The organism is Embleya sp. NBC_00888 (assembly GCF_045207655.1).
Taxonomy (GTDB): domain Bacteria; phylum Actinomycetota; class Actinomycetes; order Streptomycetales; family Streptomycetaceae; genus Embleya.
Genome location: NZ_CP108784.1, coordinates 2,141,240 through 2,154,519 on the forward strand (window position 1 = coordinate 2,141,240; position 13,280 = coordinate 2,154,519).

Annotated in this window: 13 protein-coding genes; 5 read left to right on the forward strand and 8 right to left on the reverse strand. The window is 70.5% G+C overall.

Annotated features, from left to right (window positions below; genetic code table 11):
• Window positions 1-113: 113 nt before the first annotated feature.
• Both OG948_RS08415 and OG948_RS08420 read right to left on the reverse strand, forming a co-directional pair.
• Complete coding sequence (locus tag OG948_RS08415) at window positions 114-881, reverse strand: GntR family transcriptional regulator (RefSeq protein WP_406295107.1); 768 nt, start codon at window positions 879-881, stop codon at window positions 114-116.
• A gap of 1 nt (window position 882) precedes the next feature.
• Window positions 883-1,425, reverse strand: coding sequence for a GntR family transcriptional regulator (locus tag OG948_RS08420; protein WP_406295109.1), 543 nt, complete (start codon window positions 1,423-1,425; stop codon window positions 883-885).
• 167 nt (window positions 1,426-1,592) lie between these two features.
• Between OG948_RS08420 and OG948_RS08425 the strand changes: the two genes are divergently transcribed.
• From OG948_RS08425 to OG948_RS08435, 3 genes are all read left to right on the forward strand, one after another.
• Window positions 1,593-1,814: a hypothetical protein gene (locus OG948_RS08425; protein ID WP_406295110.1), complete on the forward strand. Its 222-nt coding sequence runs from the start codon at window positions 1,593-1,595 to the stop codon at window positions 1,812-1,814.
• Complete coding sequence (locus tag OG948_RS08430) at window positions 1,811-2,128, forward strand: hypothetical protein (protein ID WP_406295112.1); 318 nt, start codon at window positions 1,811-1,813, stop codon at window positions 2,126-2,128. Before OG948_RS08425 ends, OG948_RS08430 begins: the two co-directional genes overlap by 4 nt.
• Before the next feature lie 262 nt (window positions 2,129-2,390).
• Window positions 2,391-2,990: a hypothetical protein gene (locus OG948_RS08435; protein ID WP_406295113.1), complete on the forward strand. Its 600-nt coding sequence runs from the start codon at window positions 2,391-2,393 to the stop codon at window positions 2,988-2,990.
• 96 nt (window positions 2,991-3,086) lie between these two features.
• On the opposite strand, the gene OG948_RS08440 is transcribed toward OG948_RS08435, so the two are convergent.
• A complete protein-coding gene (locus OG948_RS08440; protein WP_406295115.1) occupies window positions 3,087-4,649 on the reverse strand; it encodes an APC family permease in 1,563 nt (520 codons plus the stop codon).
• 61 nt (window positions 4,650-4,710) lie between these two features.
• On the reverse strand, window positions 4,711-5,403 hold the full coding sequence (locus tag OG948_RS08445) for a TetR/AcrR family transcriptional regulator (RefSeq protein WP_406295117.1): 693 nt from the start codon (window positions 5,401-5,403) through the stop codon (window positions 4,711-4,713).
• Window positions 5,404-5,571: 168 nt separating this feature from the next.
• Between OG948_RS08445 and OG948_RS08450 the strand changes: the two genes are divergently transcribed.
• Complete coding sequence (locus OG948_RS08450) at window positions 5,572-6,750, forward strand: FAD-dependent monooxygenase (protein WP_406295119.1); 1,179 nt, start codon at window positions 5,572-5,574, stop codon at window positions 6,748-6,750.
• Between the two features lie 87 nt (window positions 6,751-6,837).
• Window positions 6,838-7,758, forward strand: a complete 921-nt coding sequence (locus OG948_RS08455; protein ID WP_406295120.1) for an alpha/beta hydrolase — start codon at window positions 6,838-6,840, stop codon at window positions 7,756-7,758.
• 146 nt (window positions 7,759-7,904) lie between these two features.
• Here OG948_RS08455 and OG948_RS08460 read toward each other — a convergent pair whose 3' ends face one another.
• The 4 genes from OG948_RS08460 to OG948_RS08475 form a co-directional block, all read right to left on the reverse strand.
• Window positions 7,905-8,729: a heme ABC transporter ATP-binding protein gene (locus tag OG948_RS08460; protein ID WP_406295121.1), complete on the reverse strand. Its 825-nt coding sequence runs from the start codon at window positions 8,727-8,729 to the stop codon at window positions 7,905-7,907.
• The gene (locus OG948_RS08465) at window positions 8,729-9,799 is read right to left on the reverse strand and encodes a FecCD family ABC transporter permease (RefSeq protein ID WP_406300209.1); all 1,071 of its coding nucleotides are present in this window, start codon (window positions 9,797-9,799) and stop codon (window positions 8,729-8,731) included. The genes OG948_RS08460 and OG948_RS08465 overlap by 1 nt, the downstream gene beginning before the upstream one ends.
• Before the next feature lie 189 nt (window positions 9,800-9,988).
• Window positions 9,989-10,921 carry a hemin ABC transporter substrate-binding protein gene (locus OG948_RS08470; RefSeq protein ID WP_406295122.1) on the reverse strand — a complete coding sequence of 311 codons (933 nt, stop codon included), beginning with the start codon at window positions 10,919-10,921 and terminating at the stop codon, window positions 9,989-9,991.
• Between the two features lie 156 nt (window positions 10,922-11,077).
• On the reverse strand, window positions 11,078-13,075 hold the full coding sequence (locus OG948_RS08475; RefSeq protein ID WP_406295124.1) for a SpoIIE family protein phosphatase: 1,998 nt from the start codon (window positions 13,073-13,075) through the stop codon (window positions 11,078-11,080).
• Window positions 13,076-13,280: the final 205 nt, after the last annotated feature.

A 13,280-nucleotide genomic window follows, 5' to 3' on the forward strand; every position in this document is an offset into this window, starting at 1 on the left:
TCCCGGGATGGCGGGGCATCACGCCGTTCGTCTCAGGCATTCATCACAGCCGTCGGCGCCACCCACGAAGCAGACAGCGAGCCTCGAGACGTGTGCCCTTCGGAAAGCTCTTCCTACCCGAACTCGTACTGAAGCTCGTACAAATGGCCTGCTTTGGCCATCAGCGTGACTTCGATGGGTCGATCGTTGTCGCTATACACCACGCGCAGAGTGCGCAGAATCGGCAGATCGCTGGGGAGCCTCAAAGCCTCGTACTGTTCGGGAGTGGGAACGCGCGCGGATACTCGGTCGACGGTGCGGCGTGGTGGAAATCCCATCTCGGCGAGGAGAGTGGGCGTACCGCCCCGGATTTTCCTGGGCTCGGCCAAGGCGGTCCCCCTGGCGAGTTCGAGCGGGTAGTACGACGTGACCAACTCGACCGGCTCGCCATCGTGCATGAGCAACTGCCTTCGCATCACCGCCGTTCCAGTCTCACCCGGCTCAAGATGAACGGCTACGTCACGAGGCGGGCGCACTTCGGCGACGTTCAGGAGTTCGATGCTGCCGCGCTTGCCCTGCCTGTCCGCCTCGGTGAGCCATCGGTATGGGCGACCCGGCTCGGCCGGCTGCCCGAAGTCGGCCGGCCGAACCGTCTCTTGGCGATGCTCGCGGACCGTGACTGCGGCGCCCGCTCGACCGACGACCAAACGTTCATCCTTGAGGACCTGTAGAGCCTTTTGGATGGTTGCGTTCGAAGCGTCGAAGCGCTCTTTCAGCCGCTGAGTCGAGGGGAGGCTGACCCCGGGCCCAAGATCGCCGGACATGATCTCGTCGCGCAGATCTGCGGCGATGCGCTGGTGGAGCGGTCGTCGATCGAACGCGCCTTCGTCCGCTTTGGGCATGTCAGTCGATTCTCATCTCATAGCGGAGCCGCTGGGTCTCGGCCGGGAAGACCGACACGTCGACTTGGAAGGGCTCTTCTTGCACGTTCACGGTCACTCGCACCAGTTGGAGAACCGGGTCGTACGGACCGAGCGCCAGGGCCTCGCGTTCCGTCGGATCGGGAAGGCGAGCGCTGACCTCCTCCCGCACCCATTGGCCGACGTGGCCCAGGTTTGCCAGGAGCGTAACCGCACCACCTGGGATCTTCGCCGTCTCGGCCAGCCGCGTCCCGCGTGCGATGTCTGCCGGATAATAGGTGTTCGTCAGTTCAATGGGGCTCTCATCGAGGTAGATCATCCTTCTGCGCTCGATAACAGGAGCACCCTCAGCGACACCGAGCAGTGCGGCGATCTCACTTCGGGGTTCCACTTCTCGAGCATGAATGATGCGCTGACCGCCCTTGCGTCCCCGAGCTGCGGCTTCCTCGGTCCAGGCATCCCGCCGCCCCTCCTCTCGCGGCTTCACGTAGGGCATGGACGCGTGAACCCACTCGTCGCCTTCCATGGGACCTCCCGATCATTCGAGGATCGCGAACCTTACTGCTTTACACAGTAAGCGCACTGGTCGAAGGCCCAACGAGCACCCAAGCTTGCTGCTTTTCGCGAAAGGCAATACGGTCATCTTGGATCGGAGCAGTCGAATCGGCGCTACCGGCAACGAGAGGTGCAACCATGCCCAGCGACGCAACCCCAACATGGACGCCCGCCGAGGCGCATGCCTGGTATCGGGCGAACTGCGGTAAGCAGGTGGCCGATCCGGCAACGGGCGTGCGCGGCACGCTCGCCGGGATCACCTTCACCAGCGCCTACGTGCGCAAGCAGGACGGCACGGAAGCCCGCGTGCCCTGCCGCCGCCTCGTGCTCGTCGACCAAGAGCCGGGGAGCGCGCCATGAACCCGCGCGGCACGCCCCGCCGTCGTTTCGCCGCGCCCGGGCCCGGGAGTTCCGATCCGGGCGCGGAGCTCGTCCGCGTCGTCAAGAGCGACGAACGCCGCGACGCGCCAGGCCCACACCCTCGCCCCCCGATCCGACTGGGCGATCACGTACGGATCATCGATCCCGCCCAGCGCCTCGGACAACCCGCCGGCACGGTGATCGCGCTCGACGATTTCCCGCCCGGTCGGTCCGTATGCGTACAACCCCTCGACGGCGGCGTGTTCTGGGTTCGCTGGACCCACGAAGTCGAGCACGTACCACCCCACCAATGAGCATTTTCGCCGTGCCGCGAAAAAGCGCCCACGCGGCAGCCCCACTCGCGTAGTGCTCCGACTACACAAAGTGCGTTTCGGTGAGTCCGATCGACGAAATGGGGCGTCCTCGGCGAACGCGTTGAACACGAATGCGCAACGAGAGGTTTCCACTGGAAATCTCGGCTGCCGATGTCGTTGGAACACCGATAGGTTGTGCGCTCCCGAGGCCCCGAATCTCCGGGTCTCCAACGCTCCGTATCCCTGGGGGATCCCGCACGTCATGACCATGCCGTTCCAGAACGAAACGCAGCTGATCATCCGTCAGAACTTCCGCCCGATCGTGAACCAGTACGTGGTGCACCTGGTCGGTCCGGACGGGCAACACGGACCGGTGATCGCGTTCGCCCAGCAGAAGCGCGGCAAGCTCAAGGAAGAGGTCATCCTCTACACGGATGACACCAAGACCACCGAACTCGCCCGCTTCAAGGCACGCCAGATGCTCGACGTGCGCGCCCAGCACGACGTGACCGGCGTCGAGGGCAGCAACCTCGGCATGTTCTCCAAGGACTTCAAGAAGTCCCTCCTGCGCTCCACCTGGAACCTCGAACGCCCGGACGCCGCCAAGGCCGTCGGCCAGGAGCGCAGCCTCTTCGGCGCGATCCTGCGTCGCGTCTGGGGCTTCATACCCGTGGTCGGCGCGTGGCTGCCCGCCCCGACCTACCACTTCGACTTCGTCGACGAGGGCGGCAACGCCGTCCTGACCGTCGAGCGCCAGATGAAGCTCCGCGACCAATACCTGGTCAAGCTGCCGGACTCGACCATGGACCGCCGCCTGGCGATCTGCGTCGCGGTCGCGATGGACGCCATCCAGAACCGCTGACCACCCCGGCGCGCACCCGCCGCCCCTCCCGCGCACGCCGACCGACCCCGAACCGGCCGGCGTGCGCGGGGGGCCGCCGTGCGCGCGGTGGGTATGTCAGTCCGCGTCCGGCACCAGCACCGGTGTGTCCCGCTTGAGGATCTCTCCGCGGAAGAACGCCGGGCTCCTGAACCGCTGCACCTCCATCAACACCGCGCCGAGGACCAGCAGGCCGACGCCGATGATGAAGACGCTGCCGACGCCGGCCACGCGGTTGCCGTCGCCGTAGTCGGGGTCGGCCACGTCGACCAGGGTCTTTATGAAGATCGCGCCCAGCATCAGGCCGCCCAGCGCCGGCATCACGCCTTTGATCATCGCCTCGTGCAGGCTGCGCGAGAGGTCCTTGCGGAAGTACCAGACGCAGGAGAACGCGGTCAGCGAGTAGTAGAAGCAGATCATCAGGCCGAGCGCGTAGATCGTGTCGGTGAGCACGTTCTCCGACAGGATCGTCATGATCGTGTAGAACGCGCCGGTCGCGACGCCGGCCGAGACGGTCGCGAAGCCCGGTGTCCTGAACGTCGGATGCACGCGCGAGAACACCTTGGGCACCGCCTCGTACGCACTCATCGACAGCAGCGTGCGGGCCACCGGGATGAAGGTGGTCTGGAGGCTGGCGACCGAACTGGCGAGCACCGCGACGAACATCAGGATGCCCAGACCCGAACCCATCACCGGGTCGGCCAACTTGGCGAAGATGTTGTCGTCCTCGTCGTTGTTCAGGCCCAGCCCGGTGGTTCCGGTGCCCGCGTACATCAGGGTGGCGACGCCGGTCATCAGGTAGGCGACCACGATGAACAGGACCGAGATGATCGCGGCCCGCCCCGGGACCTTGGGGCCGCCGGCGGTCTCCTCGTTGATGCTCAGGGCGGTGTCCCAACCCCAGTACATGAAGATCGACAACGACAGACCCGCGGTCAGCGCGGTGAAGCCGCCGTCGATCTCGAACGGGTTGAACCAGCTCCACGAGAACGGGATCGACGTGGGCACGTCACCGCCGGTGGCCTTGGTGATCGCCATCACGACGAACAGCGCGAGCACCGCGAGTTGCAGCGCCACGAGGACGTACTGGACCCGCTTGGTCACGGTCATCCCGCGATAGCTGATCGCGGTCGCGATCGCGATGAAGACCAGGCACGTGGGCACGTGCACCAGCTTGTCGTCGTCCAGTTCCTTGACCCAGTCGCTGTTGAACGCCTCGCCGAGCGCGAGGTAGAAGAACGACGTGCCGATGCCGGCCAGGTTGGACAGCACGATGACGGTCGCCATCACCAGGCCCCAGCCGCACATCCAGCCCACCCTCGGGCCGAACGCCTTGACCGTCCAGGTGAACGAGGTGCCCGCGTCCGGCACGGCCTTGCTGAGTTCGCGGTAGGCGAAGGCGACGAGCAACATCGGGATGAAGCCGACCAGGAAGATCGCCGGGGCCTGCGTGCCGACCTTGTTGACCGTGGGCCCGAGCGCGCCGGTAAGGGTGTACACCGGCGCCACCGTGGAGATGGCGACGACCACGCTCCCCAGCAGGCCGATGGAATTTCGGTTCAGGCCCTTGTCCTTGAGATCGGACTCCGGGAGGTAGTGCGACTCCCCTACCCGGTGGTGCCTATCGCCCCTGTGGCGCACGTGCTCGTTCTTCACAAGCGAACAGACTAAGTCAGGATGAAACGACTTTTGACCAAGGGGGTCACGAACGATCCAGTGAGTCGCTCATGTCACTCGTTGGGGCTTTTCCGGTGGACCGACCGGTGGGCCGAAGGGCCACATCGCCGAGCATTCCGGACAGGAGCTCGGTGACTCCGACCCGGATGTCGTCCCGCGACGGCGGCGTCGCCCACCCGGCGCCCACGATCGAGTCGAACATCACCCCCTCGCACCACGCGACCAGGGACCGGCCGTGCCGCTCGGGCGCGGGCGAGCCGAGCGCGGCCAACATGCCGACCGCCGCGCCCCGGAACGCGGCGCCCGCCTCGTCGTACACCCCGCGCAGCTCGGGCCGCCGGGTCGCCTCCAGCGCCAGTTCGTAGCGGGCGATCTTCTGCTCCCGCCCGTCCCGGATCGCGTCGCCCACGATCACCGCGACCAGGTCGGCGATGCCCGCCGCGTCGCCGGGCAGCGCGGCCGGCAGCCCGCCGTCGGTCAGCGCGGGCGCGAACTCGCCCGCCTCCAGGACGGTCATCCGCGCCAACGCCACCTCCAGGAGCGCGGCACGCGTGCGGGCGTAGTACGACGTGGATCCCGGTGGCAGGCCGGCGCCCTCGTCCACGGCGCGATGGGTCAGTCCGCGCATGCCGCGCTCGACGAGCAGGCGGATCGCGGTGTCGGCGATCAGAACGAGTCGGTCCGGACGGTCGGGGCTGGTGCGCTTCGCGGTGGTCACGCGAGCCAGCCTGCCACGCCGCTACGGGTGTAGAGATCCGGCCACTACACCCGTAGAGACATGCCCACTACAGGCGTAGAGATTCTGTCCACTACACATGTAGAGTCATCGACACGTCCTCTACACCTGTAGTGGATGTCGAGAAGGAACGACCCACCAGGGGGAACCATGTCCGTCACGAAGCCCGAGGCGATCATCGTCGGCGCCGGCCCCGGCGGGCTCACCGCCGCGACCGCCCTGCACCGGAACGGGTGGTCGGTCCTGGTCCTGGAACGCGCCGCCTCGCTGGAGCCGATCGGCGCGGCCATCGCCGTCGCGCCGAACGGCCTGCGCGCCCTGGACGCCGTCGACGCGGGCGGCCCACTGCGCGAGTCGGCCGCGATCCAGGGCGCCGCGACGCTGCGTCGACCGGACGGGCGGGTGCTCGCGCCGACCAGCGGCGAGGCCTTCGTCGAGCGCTTCGGCGAACCGATGGTGCTCGCTCCCCGGGCCGAACTGATGCGCGTGCTGCACGCGAGCCTGCCGGCGGACGTGCTGCGCACCGGGACGACCGTGCTGACCGTACGCCCCGGCGGTCCGGACGAGCGGGCCTCGGTGACCACCGCGGCCGGCGACACCCTGACCGCCGACCTCGTGGTCGCCGCGGACGGGATCCGCTCGCCGATCCGCCGGGCGCTCTTCCCCGAGCACCCCGGCCCGCGCTACGCCGGATTCACCACGTGGCGCGCGATCGTGCCGGGCATGGACATCGTCCCCGGCGAGACCTGGGGCCGCGGCCTGGTCTTCGGCGCGATGCCGCTCGCCGACGGCCGGGTGTACTGGTACGCGACCGCGAACCGCCCCGCGGGCGCCACGCACGGCGACGAGCGGGCCGAACTGCTGCACCTGTACCGGGACTTCCACGCGCCCATTGCACAACTGATCGCAGCGGCGCCGGCCGGGGAGATCCTGCACCTGGACGTGCACGAGATGGCCGAGCCGCTGCCGGCCCACCACCGGGGACGGGTCGTGCTGATCGGCGACGCGGCGCACGCGATGACGCCGAACCTGGGTCAGGGCGGCAATCAGGCGCTGGAGGACGCGATCGAACTGGCCGACGTGCTCTCGGGCGCGGACGCCGACGGCGTGGTCGACGCGCTGCCCGCGTACACCGCGCGGCGGCTGCCGCGCACCTCGGCGGTGGTGCGCACGTCGCGCCGCATGGGGGCCATGGCGCAGTGGGAGGGCCGAGGCGCCGTCGCGGTCCGGGACACGTTGTTGCGGGTGGCCGGCCGGCTCGCGCCAGACGCGGCCCTGCGCCCGCTGGACACGGTCCTGGCCTGGCGCCCGCCGGTGGCTTCGGTCTGAACCGCCGGGTGTTTGCGGGTTCCACCCGCGAGGGATGCGCCGTACATTCCGTACCGGCCGGTATGTGGTTGACGGAGGGGGAACGCGGTGACGATCGATCCGCAGCTCGTGGAGCTGTTGAGTGTCATGCCGGAGGATCTGTTCGTGGGCGACGCGGCCACCGCGCGGGCCACCATCGACGCCGGGATCGGACTGCTGCCGGTGATGACCGAGCTGGCCCGGGTGGAGGACCGCACCATCCCGGGTGCCGTCGACGCGCTGCCCGCTCGGATCTATCGGCCCTCGGAGCAGCCCGATCTGCCGGTGACCGTGTTCTTCCACGGCGGCGGGTTCGTGATCGGCGGTCTGAACAGTCACGACGCGCTGGCCCGGCGGATCGCCCGGCACGCCGAGTGTGTGGTGATCTCGGTGGACTACCGGCTCGCCCCCGAGCACCCGTTCCCGGCCGCGACCGAGGACGCGTTCGCCGCGTACCGCTGGGTACTCGACAACGCCGCCGAACTGGGCGCCGACCCGGCCAGGATCGCCCTGGCCGGCGACAGCGCGGGCGCCACCCTGTCCGCGACCACGTGTCTGCTGGCCCGCGACCACGGCCTCCCGCAGCCGGCCCTGCAGATGCTCTGGTATCCGGCGACCGGCGTCGAGGACACCGTGTCTCGGGCCGAGAACGCGCACGCGCCGCTGCTCACCGCCGCCTCGATCGCGTGGTTCATGAGCCACTACTTCGGCGGACGCGAGTTCGACGAAATGGGCCCGTACGCCCAAATCGGCACCATCGAGGACCTGTCCGGGCTGGCGCCGGCACACGTCGTGCTGGCCGGCTACGATCCGCTGCGCGACGAGGGCGCGGACTACGCCGAGCGACTGCGCGCGGCGGGCAACACCGTCGAGTGCGAACTGTTCGAGGACATGGTGCACGGCTTCATGAGCTTCGTGGACCTGATCCCGCGCTGCGAGGAATGCGCCTCGGGGTCCTTCGCCGCTCTGCACAAGGCACTGCACCCGTAAGGCACGGCACCCGTAGGGCACGGCACCCGTAGGGCGGTTCGGACCCGACGGACGCGGACGGGACGGACGCGGACCGGCCGGGCGCGGCCCCGACGGACCCGGACCCGACCGGCGTGCGGCGCAAGCGCGACAGCGCATGGCCGCCGTCAGCGCGACGGCAGGATCAGCAACTCGTCCGAACCGGGCCGCCGCAGCACGTCCACCGGATGACCGTACAGGTCGGACAACACCGGCGCGGTGCACACCCGGTCCGGCGGACCGCACGCGACCAGTCGGCCGCCGGCGAGCAGCGCGATCCGGTCCGCGTAGGCGGCGGCCAGGTTGAGATCGTGCAACACGATCACCACCGCGTGACCCCGGCGGGCCCGGGCGCGGGCCAGCCGCAGCACGTCCTCGGTGTGCTTGAGGTCCAGCGCCGCGGTGGGCTCGTCCAGGAACAGTACGGGTGCGCCCTGCGCGAGCACCCTCGCCAGTGAGACCCGGGCCCGCTCGCCGCCGGACAACGACGGATAGGCCCGGTCGGCCAGGTGCGCGACGTCCGTCTCGGCCAGGCAGCGCGCCACGATGGCGTCCTCGGACTCCTCACTCGGCAGTCCCGCGTGCGGCGCGCGGCCCATCCGCACCACCTCGTCCACGGTGAACGGGAAGGACAGCGTGACGTTCTGCGGCAACACCGCGCGGCGCAAGGCCAGTTCGCGCTGCGAGTAGGCGGGGAGCGGCCGATCGGCGATCCGCACGGTGCCCTGATGCGGCGTCAGGTCACCGGTGAGCAGGCCGAGCAGGGTCGACTTGCCCGCGCCGTTGGGTCCGAGCACCGCGACGATCTCGCCGTGTCGCACGTTCAGCGAGACGCCGTCGACCAGGTTGCGGCCGGCGACGCCGAAGCTGACGTCCTCGGCCTCGACGCCGATCGCGCCGGACTCGGGAGTGGGCGCGGGCGCCGCGCCGCGGTTCCTGGCGAGCAGCCTCATCAGGCCCAACCTCCTTGCCGGGAACGGGTCCTGCGCAGCAGCCACAGGAAGAACGGGGCACCGATCAGCGCGCTGAGCACACCGAGCGGTACCTCCTTGGGCATCGCGATGGTGCGCGCCGCGAGATCGGCGCCGACGGTGACCAGCGCGCCCAGGACGGCGCTCGCCGGCAGCAGCAGCCGGTGTCGGGGGCCGGCGATCAGCCGGATGATGTGCGGGACGACCAGGCCGACGAAGGTGATCACCCCGGCCGCGGCGACGGCCGCGCCGACCAGGGTGGCACTGAGCACGACCACCACGATGCGGACCCGTTCGGTGTCCACGCCCAGGTGTCGGGCGCCGCGTTCGCCGAGCGCCATGATGTCCAACGCCCGGGCGTACCGGGGCAGGATCAGCAGACCGATGATCGCGAACGGCGCGAGCGCACCGATGATCTTCCAGCTCGCCCCGCCGACGCTGCCCAGGTTCCAGAAGGTGATGCTGCGCAGTTCGGCGTCGTCGGCGACGAAGGTGAACAGCCCGATCGCGGCGCCGGCCAGCGCGTTGATCGCGATGCCGGTCAGCACCAGGGTGACCACTTCGGTGCGGCCGTCCGCGCGGGAGAGCAGGTAGACGAACAGCGTGGTGATCAGGCCGCCGGCGAAGGCGAACGCGGTCACCGTCCAGGAGCCGAACGCGGAGACGCCCATCACGATCGCGCCGACCGCGCCCAGCGCCGCGCCGGAGGAAACCCCGATCACGCCGGGCTCGGCGAGCGGGTTGCCGAACACGCCCTGCATCGCGGCCCCGGCGCAGCCCAGACACGCGCCGACCATGATGCCGAGCACGATGCGCGGGAAGCGGATGTTCCACAACACGGCCTCGTTGGCCTGCGACACGTGGCCGATGTCCAGGCCCAGGTGGTGCAGTACCGAGGAGAGCACCTGATCGGACGGGATGTCGAAGGCACCCATGCCGGCCGACACGACGCTCGTGGCCAGGAGCAGCAGCACGAGCGTGGGCATCAGCCACCGGCCGTGTTTGCGCGGGGCCGCCGTCTCCGAGGCCGCAGCCTCCGGATCCGCGGCCACCGGCGCCGCGGCCTTGCTGAGTTCGACCGCGGGCGGCGGTGAAGCCGGTTCGTCCGTGGGTTCTTGACGCTCCGTCACCGTTGCCACGGGCTCCCCTGTACCTTCCCGTCGTGTGTCCGCGGGCGCCGCACGGACCGAGACGGCTCGGCCGGCGCCTGCGCAGCGGCACGGGCCGAGGCCCGGCCGACCCTAGCCATGCAGCAGATCGACGAGCTTGTTCAGCGCGACGCCCGCGGTCGCACCGCCACCGCCCAGTTCCAGGTCGTCCATCGCGACGACCTTGCGGTTCTGGCCGGCGGGCGTCTGTGCGACACCCGGCAGCTTGAGCACACCGTCGACGCCGCCGACCGACTCCAGGCCCTTCTGGAAGACCAGGATGACGTCGGGCTTGGCCGCGACCATCGCCTCGGGGGTCAGCGCGGCGGACATCTCCACGCCCAGTTCGGTGCCGGTGTCGATGCCGCCGGCGGCGGTGATCATGCTGTCCGGGCCCAGGCCCTTGCCGCCGATCTGGTACAGGTTGGCCTGCCCGCGGATGTACAGGAACGCCACGCGCGGCTTGGTGGTGGCCTGCGCGCCCTTGGCCTTGGCCGTGGCGATCTCGCCGGCGGTCCGGTCGGCGAGCGTCCTGCCCTTGTCCGGCACACCCAGCGCGGTGGCGATGGTGGTGATCCGGGTGATCGCGTCCTCGGGCTTGCTGCTGTCCGGGATCAGCACGATCGGAACGCCGGCCGCCTTGAGCTGGTCGATCGCGCTGCGCGGGCCGACCGAGGCGCTGCCGATGGCGACCGTGGGCCGCTGGGCGAGGATGCCCTCGGGGTTGAGGGTCCGCGAGTTGCCGAAGGTCGCCTTGCCCTTGCTCTCCGGCAGAACCGCGCCGGAGGTGTCCACGCCGACGACGTTCGAGGCCAGGCCGAGCGCGTACACCGTCTGCGCGATGTCGCCGCCGAGCGGGACGATCCGGCTCGCGTCCTTGACGGTGACCTTGCCCATCGTGGTGTCCACGGTGGCGGGCAACGCCGTACCGGCCGCGGCCTGGCCGGCCTTGCCGTCGGACTTGTCGTCGTCGTCGCCACCGCACGCCGTGGCGAACGCGGTGATGGCGAGGACGGCCGCGGCCACCTTCAAGCTTGTTCGACGCAGACGCATCCGGCGGCCTTTCGAGCTGTGGAGTAGGCGGACGAGCGGCTCGATTTCTTAGGTAAGCCTTGCCTTGTCCTACTGCGCAACTTAAAGGTGAGGCTTGCCTAACTTCAAGCCCGGGTCGGGTGGACAACGTCACACGCGAGCCGCGGTCCGCTCCCCCGGCAGCGGCAGGCGCAGCACCAACACCGCCGCGTCGTCGACGTTGCCGGTCTCGTCCGCCGCCGCGAGCACCGCGTCCGCGATCGCCTCGACGCCCGCGTCGGCGCACCCGCGGGCCCGCTCGGCCGCCCGCTCCAGGCCGACGTCGATGGGCCGTTCGCGCGACTCCACCACCCCGTCGGTGACCAGCACGACGATCGAGCCCGGGGCCAGCCGCAGTTCGTGGGTCGGGTAGTCCGCACCCTCCAGGATGCCGAGCACCGGCCCGCCGGGTGTCTCCAGCACCTGCGATCGCCCGTCCGGGGTGAGCACGATCATCGGTACGTGGCCGGCCCGGCCCACCGCGCACGCGCCGGTCGCCGGGTCGATGCCCAGCAGCGTGCAACTGGCGAAGGCGTTCCGGTGCAGCGCGGCCGGCAGGTCGTTGGTCCGACGCAGCACCCGGCCCGGGTCGGCGTCCTCGGCCGCGAAGGCCCGCTTGGTCGTGCGTACCTGCCCCATGAACGCGGCCGCGTCCACGTCGTGGCCCTGCGCGTCGCCGATGGCCACCAACGCGGTGCCGTCCTCGCGGGCGATCACGTCGTACCAGTCGCCGCCCACCGACAACCCGTCCCGGGCCGGCGCGTAGCGCACCGCGATCTCCAGGCCCGGCACCACCGGCAGGCGCGCGGGCAGCATGGTGCGTTGGAGCGCCTCGGCGAGTTCGGCGCGGGCCTGTTGCAGCCGGATCCGCTCGATCGCCTGACCGGCCAACTGACCGAAGGTGCGCATCAGCGCGCGTTCGTCCTGGGTCGGCCGGTGCTCGCGGTCGTAGGTCACCGCGAGGCCGCCGATCGGACGGTCGCCGCCGGCGAACGGGATGATCGCGTACGCCCGGGCGTCGGTGGCCTCGATCAGTTCGGGCGCGTCGGGCCATCCCGCGGTGTGCTGCGCGAGCGATTCGACGAAGATCGGCTCGCCGGTGCGAATCGCCCACCCCAGCGGGCGATCCGCGGTCGGGGCGATCCGCTCCAGGGCGGGCATCAGGTTCGCCCGTACCCCGGGCCCGAAGGACATCCGCAGCCGGTCGTGGTCCACCAGCGCGACCAGGGCGCCCGTACCGCCGAACACCGGGGCCGCCCGGTCGAGCATCACCGCGCTCAGCTCGTCCTCGGTGACCGCGCGGATCAGCGCGGCGGACACCTCGGCCGGCCGCTCGCCGCGTTCGCGCGCGGCGCTCAGACGCCGCTCGGCCTCGGCGCGCAGCCGGACCACCTCGGTCTGGTCGTGGTCGACCCCCACGATCACGTCGCGACCGTCGATGCCCAGCCGGAGCCTGCGCATGTGCGACTCGACCCAGTGCCAACCGTCCGCGCCGCGCACCCGGAACATGGTGCGGTCCTCGTCGACGCCCCCGGGCCGAAGCGCCTCGATCCGTCGGACGAGGTCCGCCCGGTCCTCGGGGTGGACGTCGGCGAGCCAACGCGGGCCGGCGTCGCCGTCTTCGGCGTCCGCGTACGCAGCGTGCAGCCGTGGCCGGCCGCCGTGCCAGCGCCAGGTGCCGGAGTCCAGGTCCCATGTCCACAGGCCGAATCCGCCCAGTTTCGCGGCCAGGCGGAAGTGCACGAGCTGGGCCTCCAGCTCGCTGTGCCCGCGCAGCTCGCGCAGCACGGTGTCGGGTCCGTGCGTGACCGCCTCGAACAGGCAGACCACCGCGATGCCGTCCGCGCTCGGCAGCTCGACCACCTTGGTCGCCGGCCGGCCCGGCGTGGCGCGCGCCTCGCGGACCAGCTCGCGCCACGCCGCCCGGGCGTCGGGCCCGAGTCGGTCGCCGATCAGGGACGGGAGCGGTTGTCCGGGCGCCTCGCCGAGCAGGCCGACGGCGCGGGCGAAGCGTGGCGTGCGGGCCAGGATCCGGCCGTCCGTTCCCACCCGGGCGGCCGCGACGGCCGGGTCGAGCACGATCTCGGTGATTTCTCCGCCTCGCCTCATCGCCGTGTCGGGCCGGTCGCCACGCATGCGCAGGCGTGGGCACGCCGCGGCGGCATGGGGGCTCGGCCCGTCCTCCTGATTCGACCGTAACCGGGTCCGGGACACCTCGCTCAGGGACCATGCACCCCACGCACGGGGACCTTGGACCCGTTCGTTCGGCGCCGCCGAGGCCGCGCCGCGCGATCCGAGACGCCCGTTCCGCGAT

Bases quoted from the DNA above. Each gene is read 5' to 3' on its own strand.
- OG948_RS08435 (WP_406295113.1), top strand. From the start codon at position 2,391: ATGACCATGCCGTTCCAGAACGAAACGCAGCTGATCATCCGTCAGAAC.
- OG948_RS08430 (WP_406295112.1), top strand. From the start codon at position 1,811: ATGAACCCGCGCGGCACGCCCCGCCGTCGTTTCGCCGCGCCCGGGCCC.
- OG948_RS08420 (WP_406295109.1), bottom strand. From the start codon at position 1,425: ATGGAAGGCGACGAGTGGGTTCACGCGTCCATGCCCTACGTGAAGCCG.
- OG948_RS08450 (WP_406295119.1), top strand. From the start codon at position 5,572: ATGTCCGTCACGAAGCCCGAGGCGATCATCGTCGGCGCCGGCCCCGGC.
- OG948_RS08460 (WP_406295121.1), bottom strand. From the start codon at position 8,729: ATGAGGCTGCTCGCCAGGAACCGCGGCGCGGCGCCCGCGCCCACTCCC.
- OG948_RS08425 (WP_406295110.1), top strand. From the start codon at position 1,593: ATGCCCAGCGACGCAACCCCAACATGGACGCCCGCCGAGGCGCATGCC.
- OG948_RS08475 (WP_406295124.1), bottom strand. From the start codon at position 13,075: ATGAGGCGAGGCGGAGAAATCACCGAGATCGTGCTCGACCCGGCCGTC.
- OG948_RS08415 (WP_406295107.1), bottom strand. From the start codon at position 881: ATGCCCAAAGCGGACGAAGGCGCGTTCGATCGACGACCGCTCCACCAG.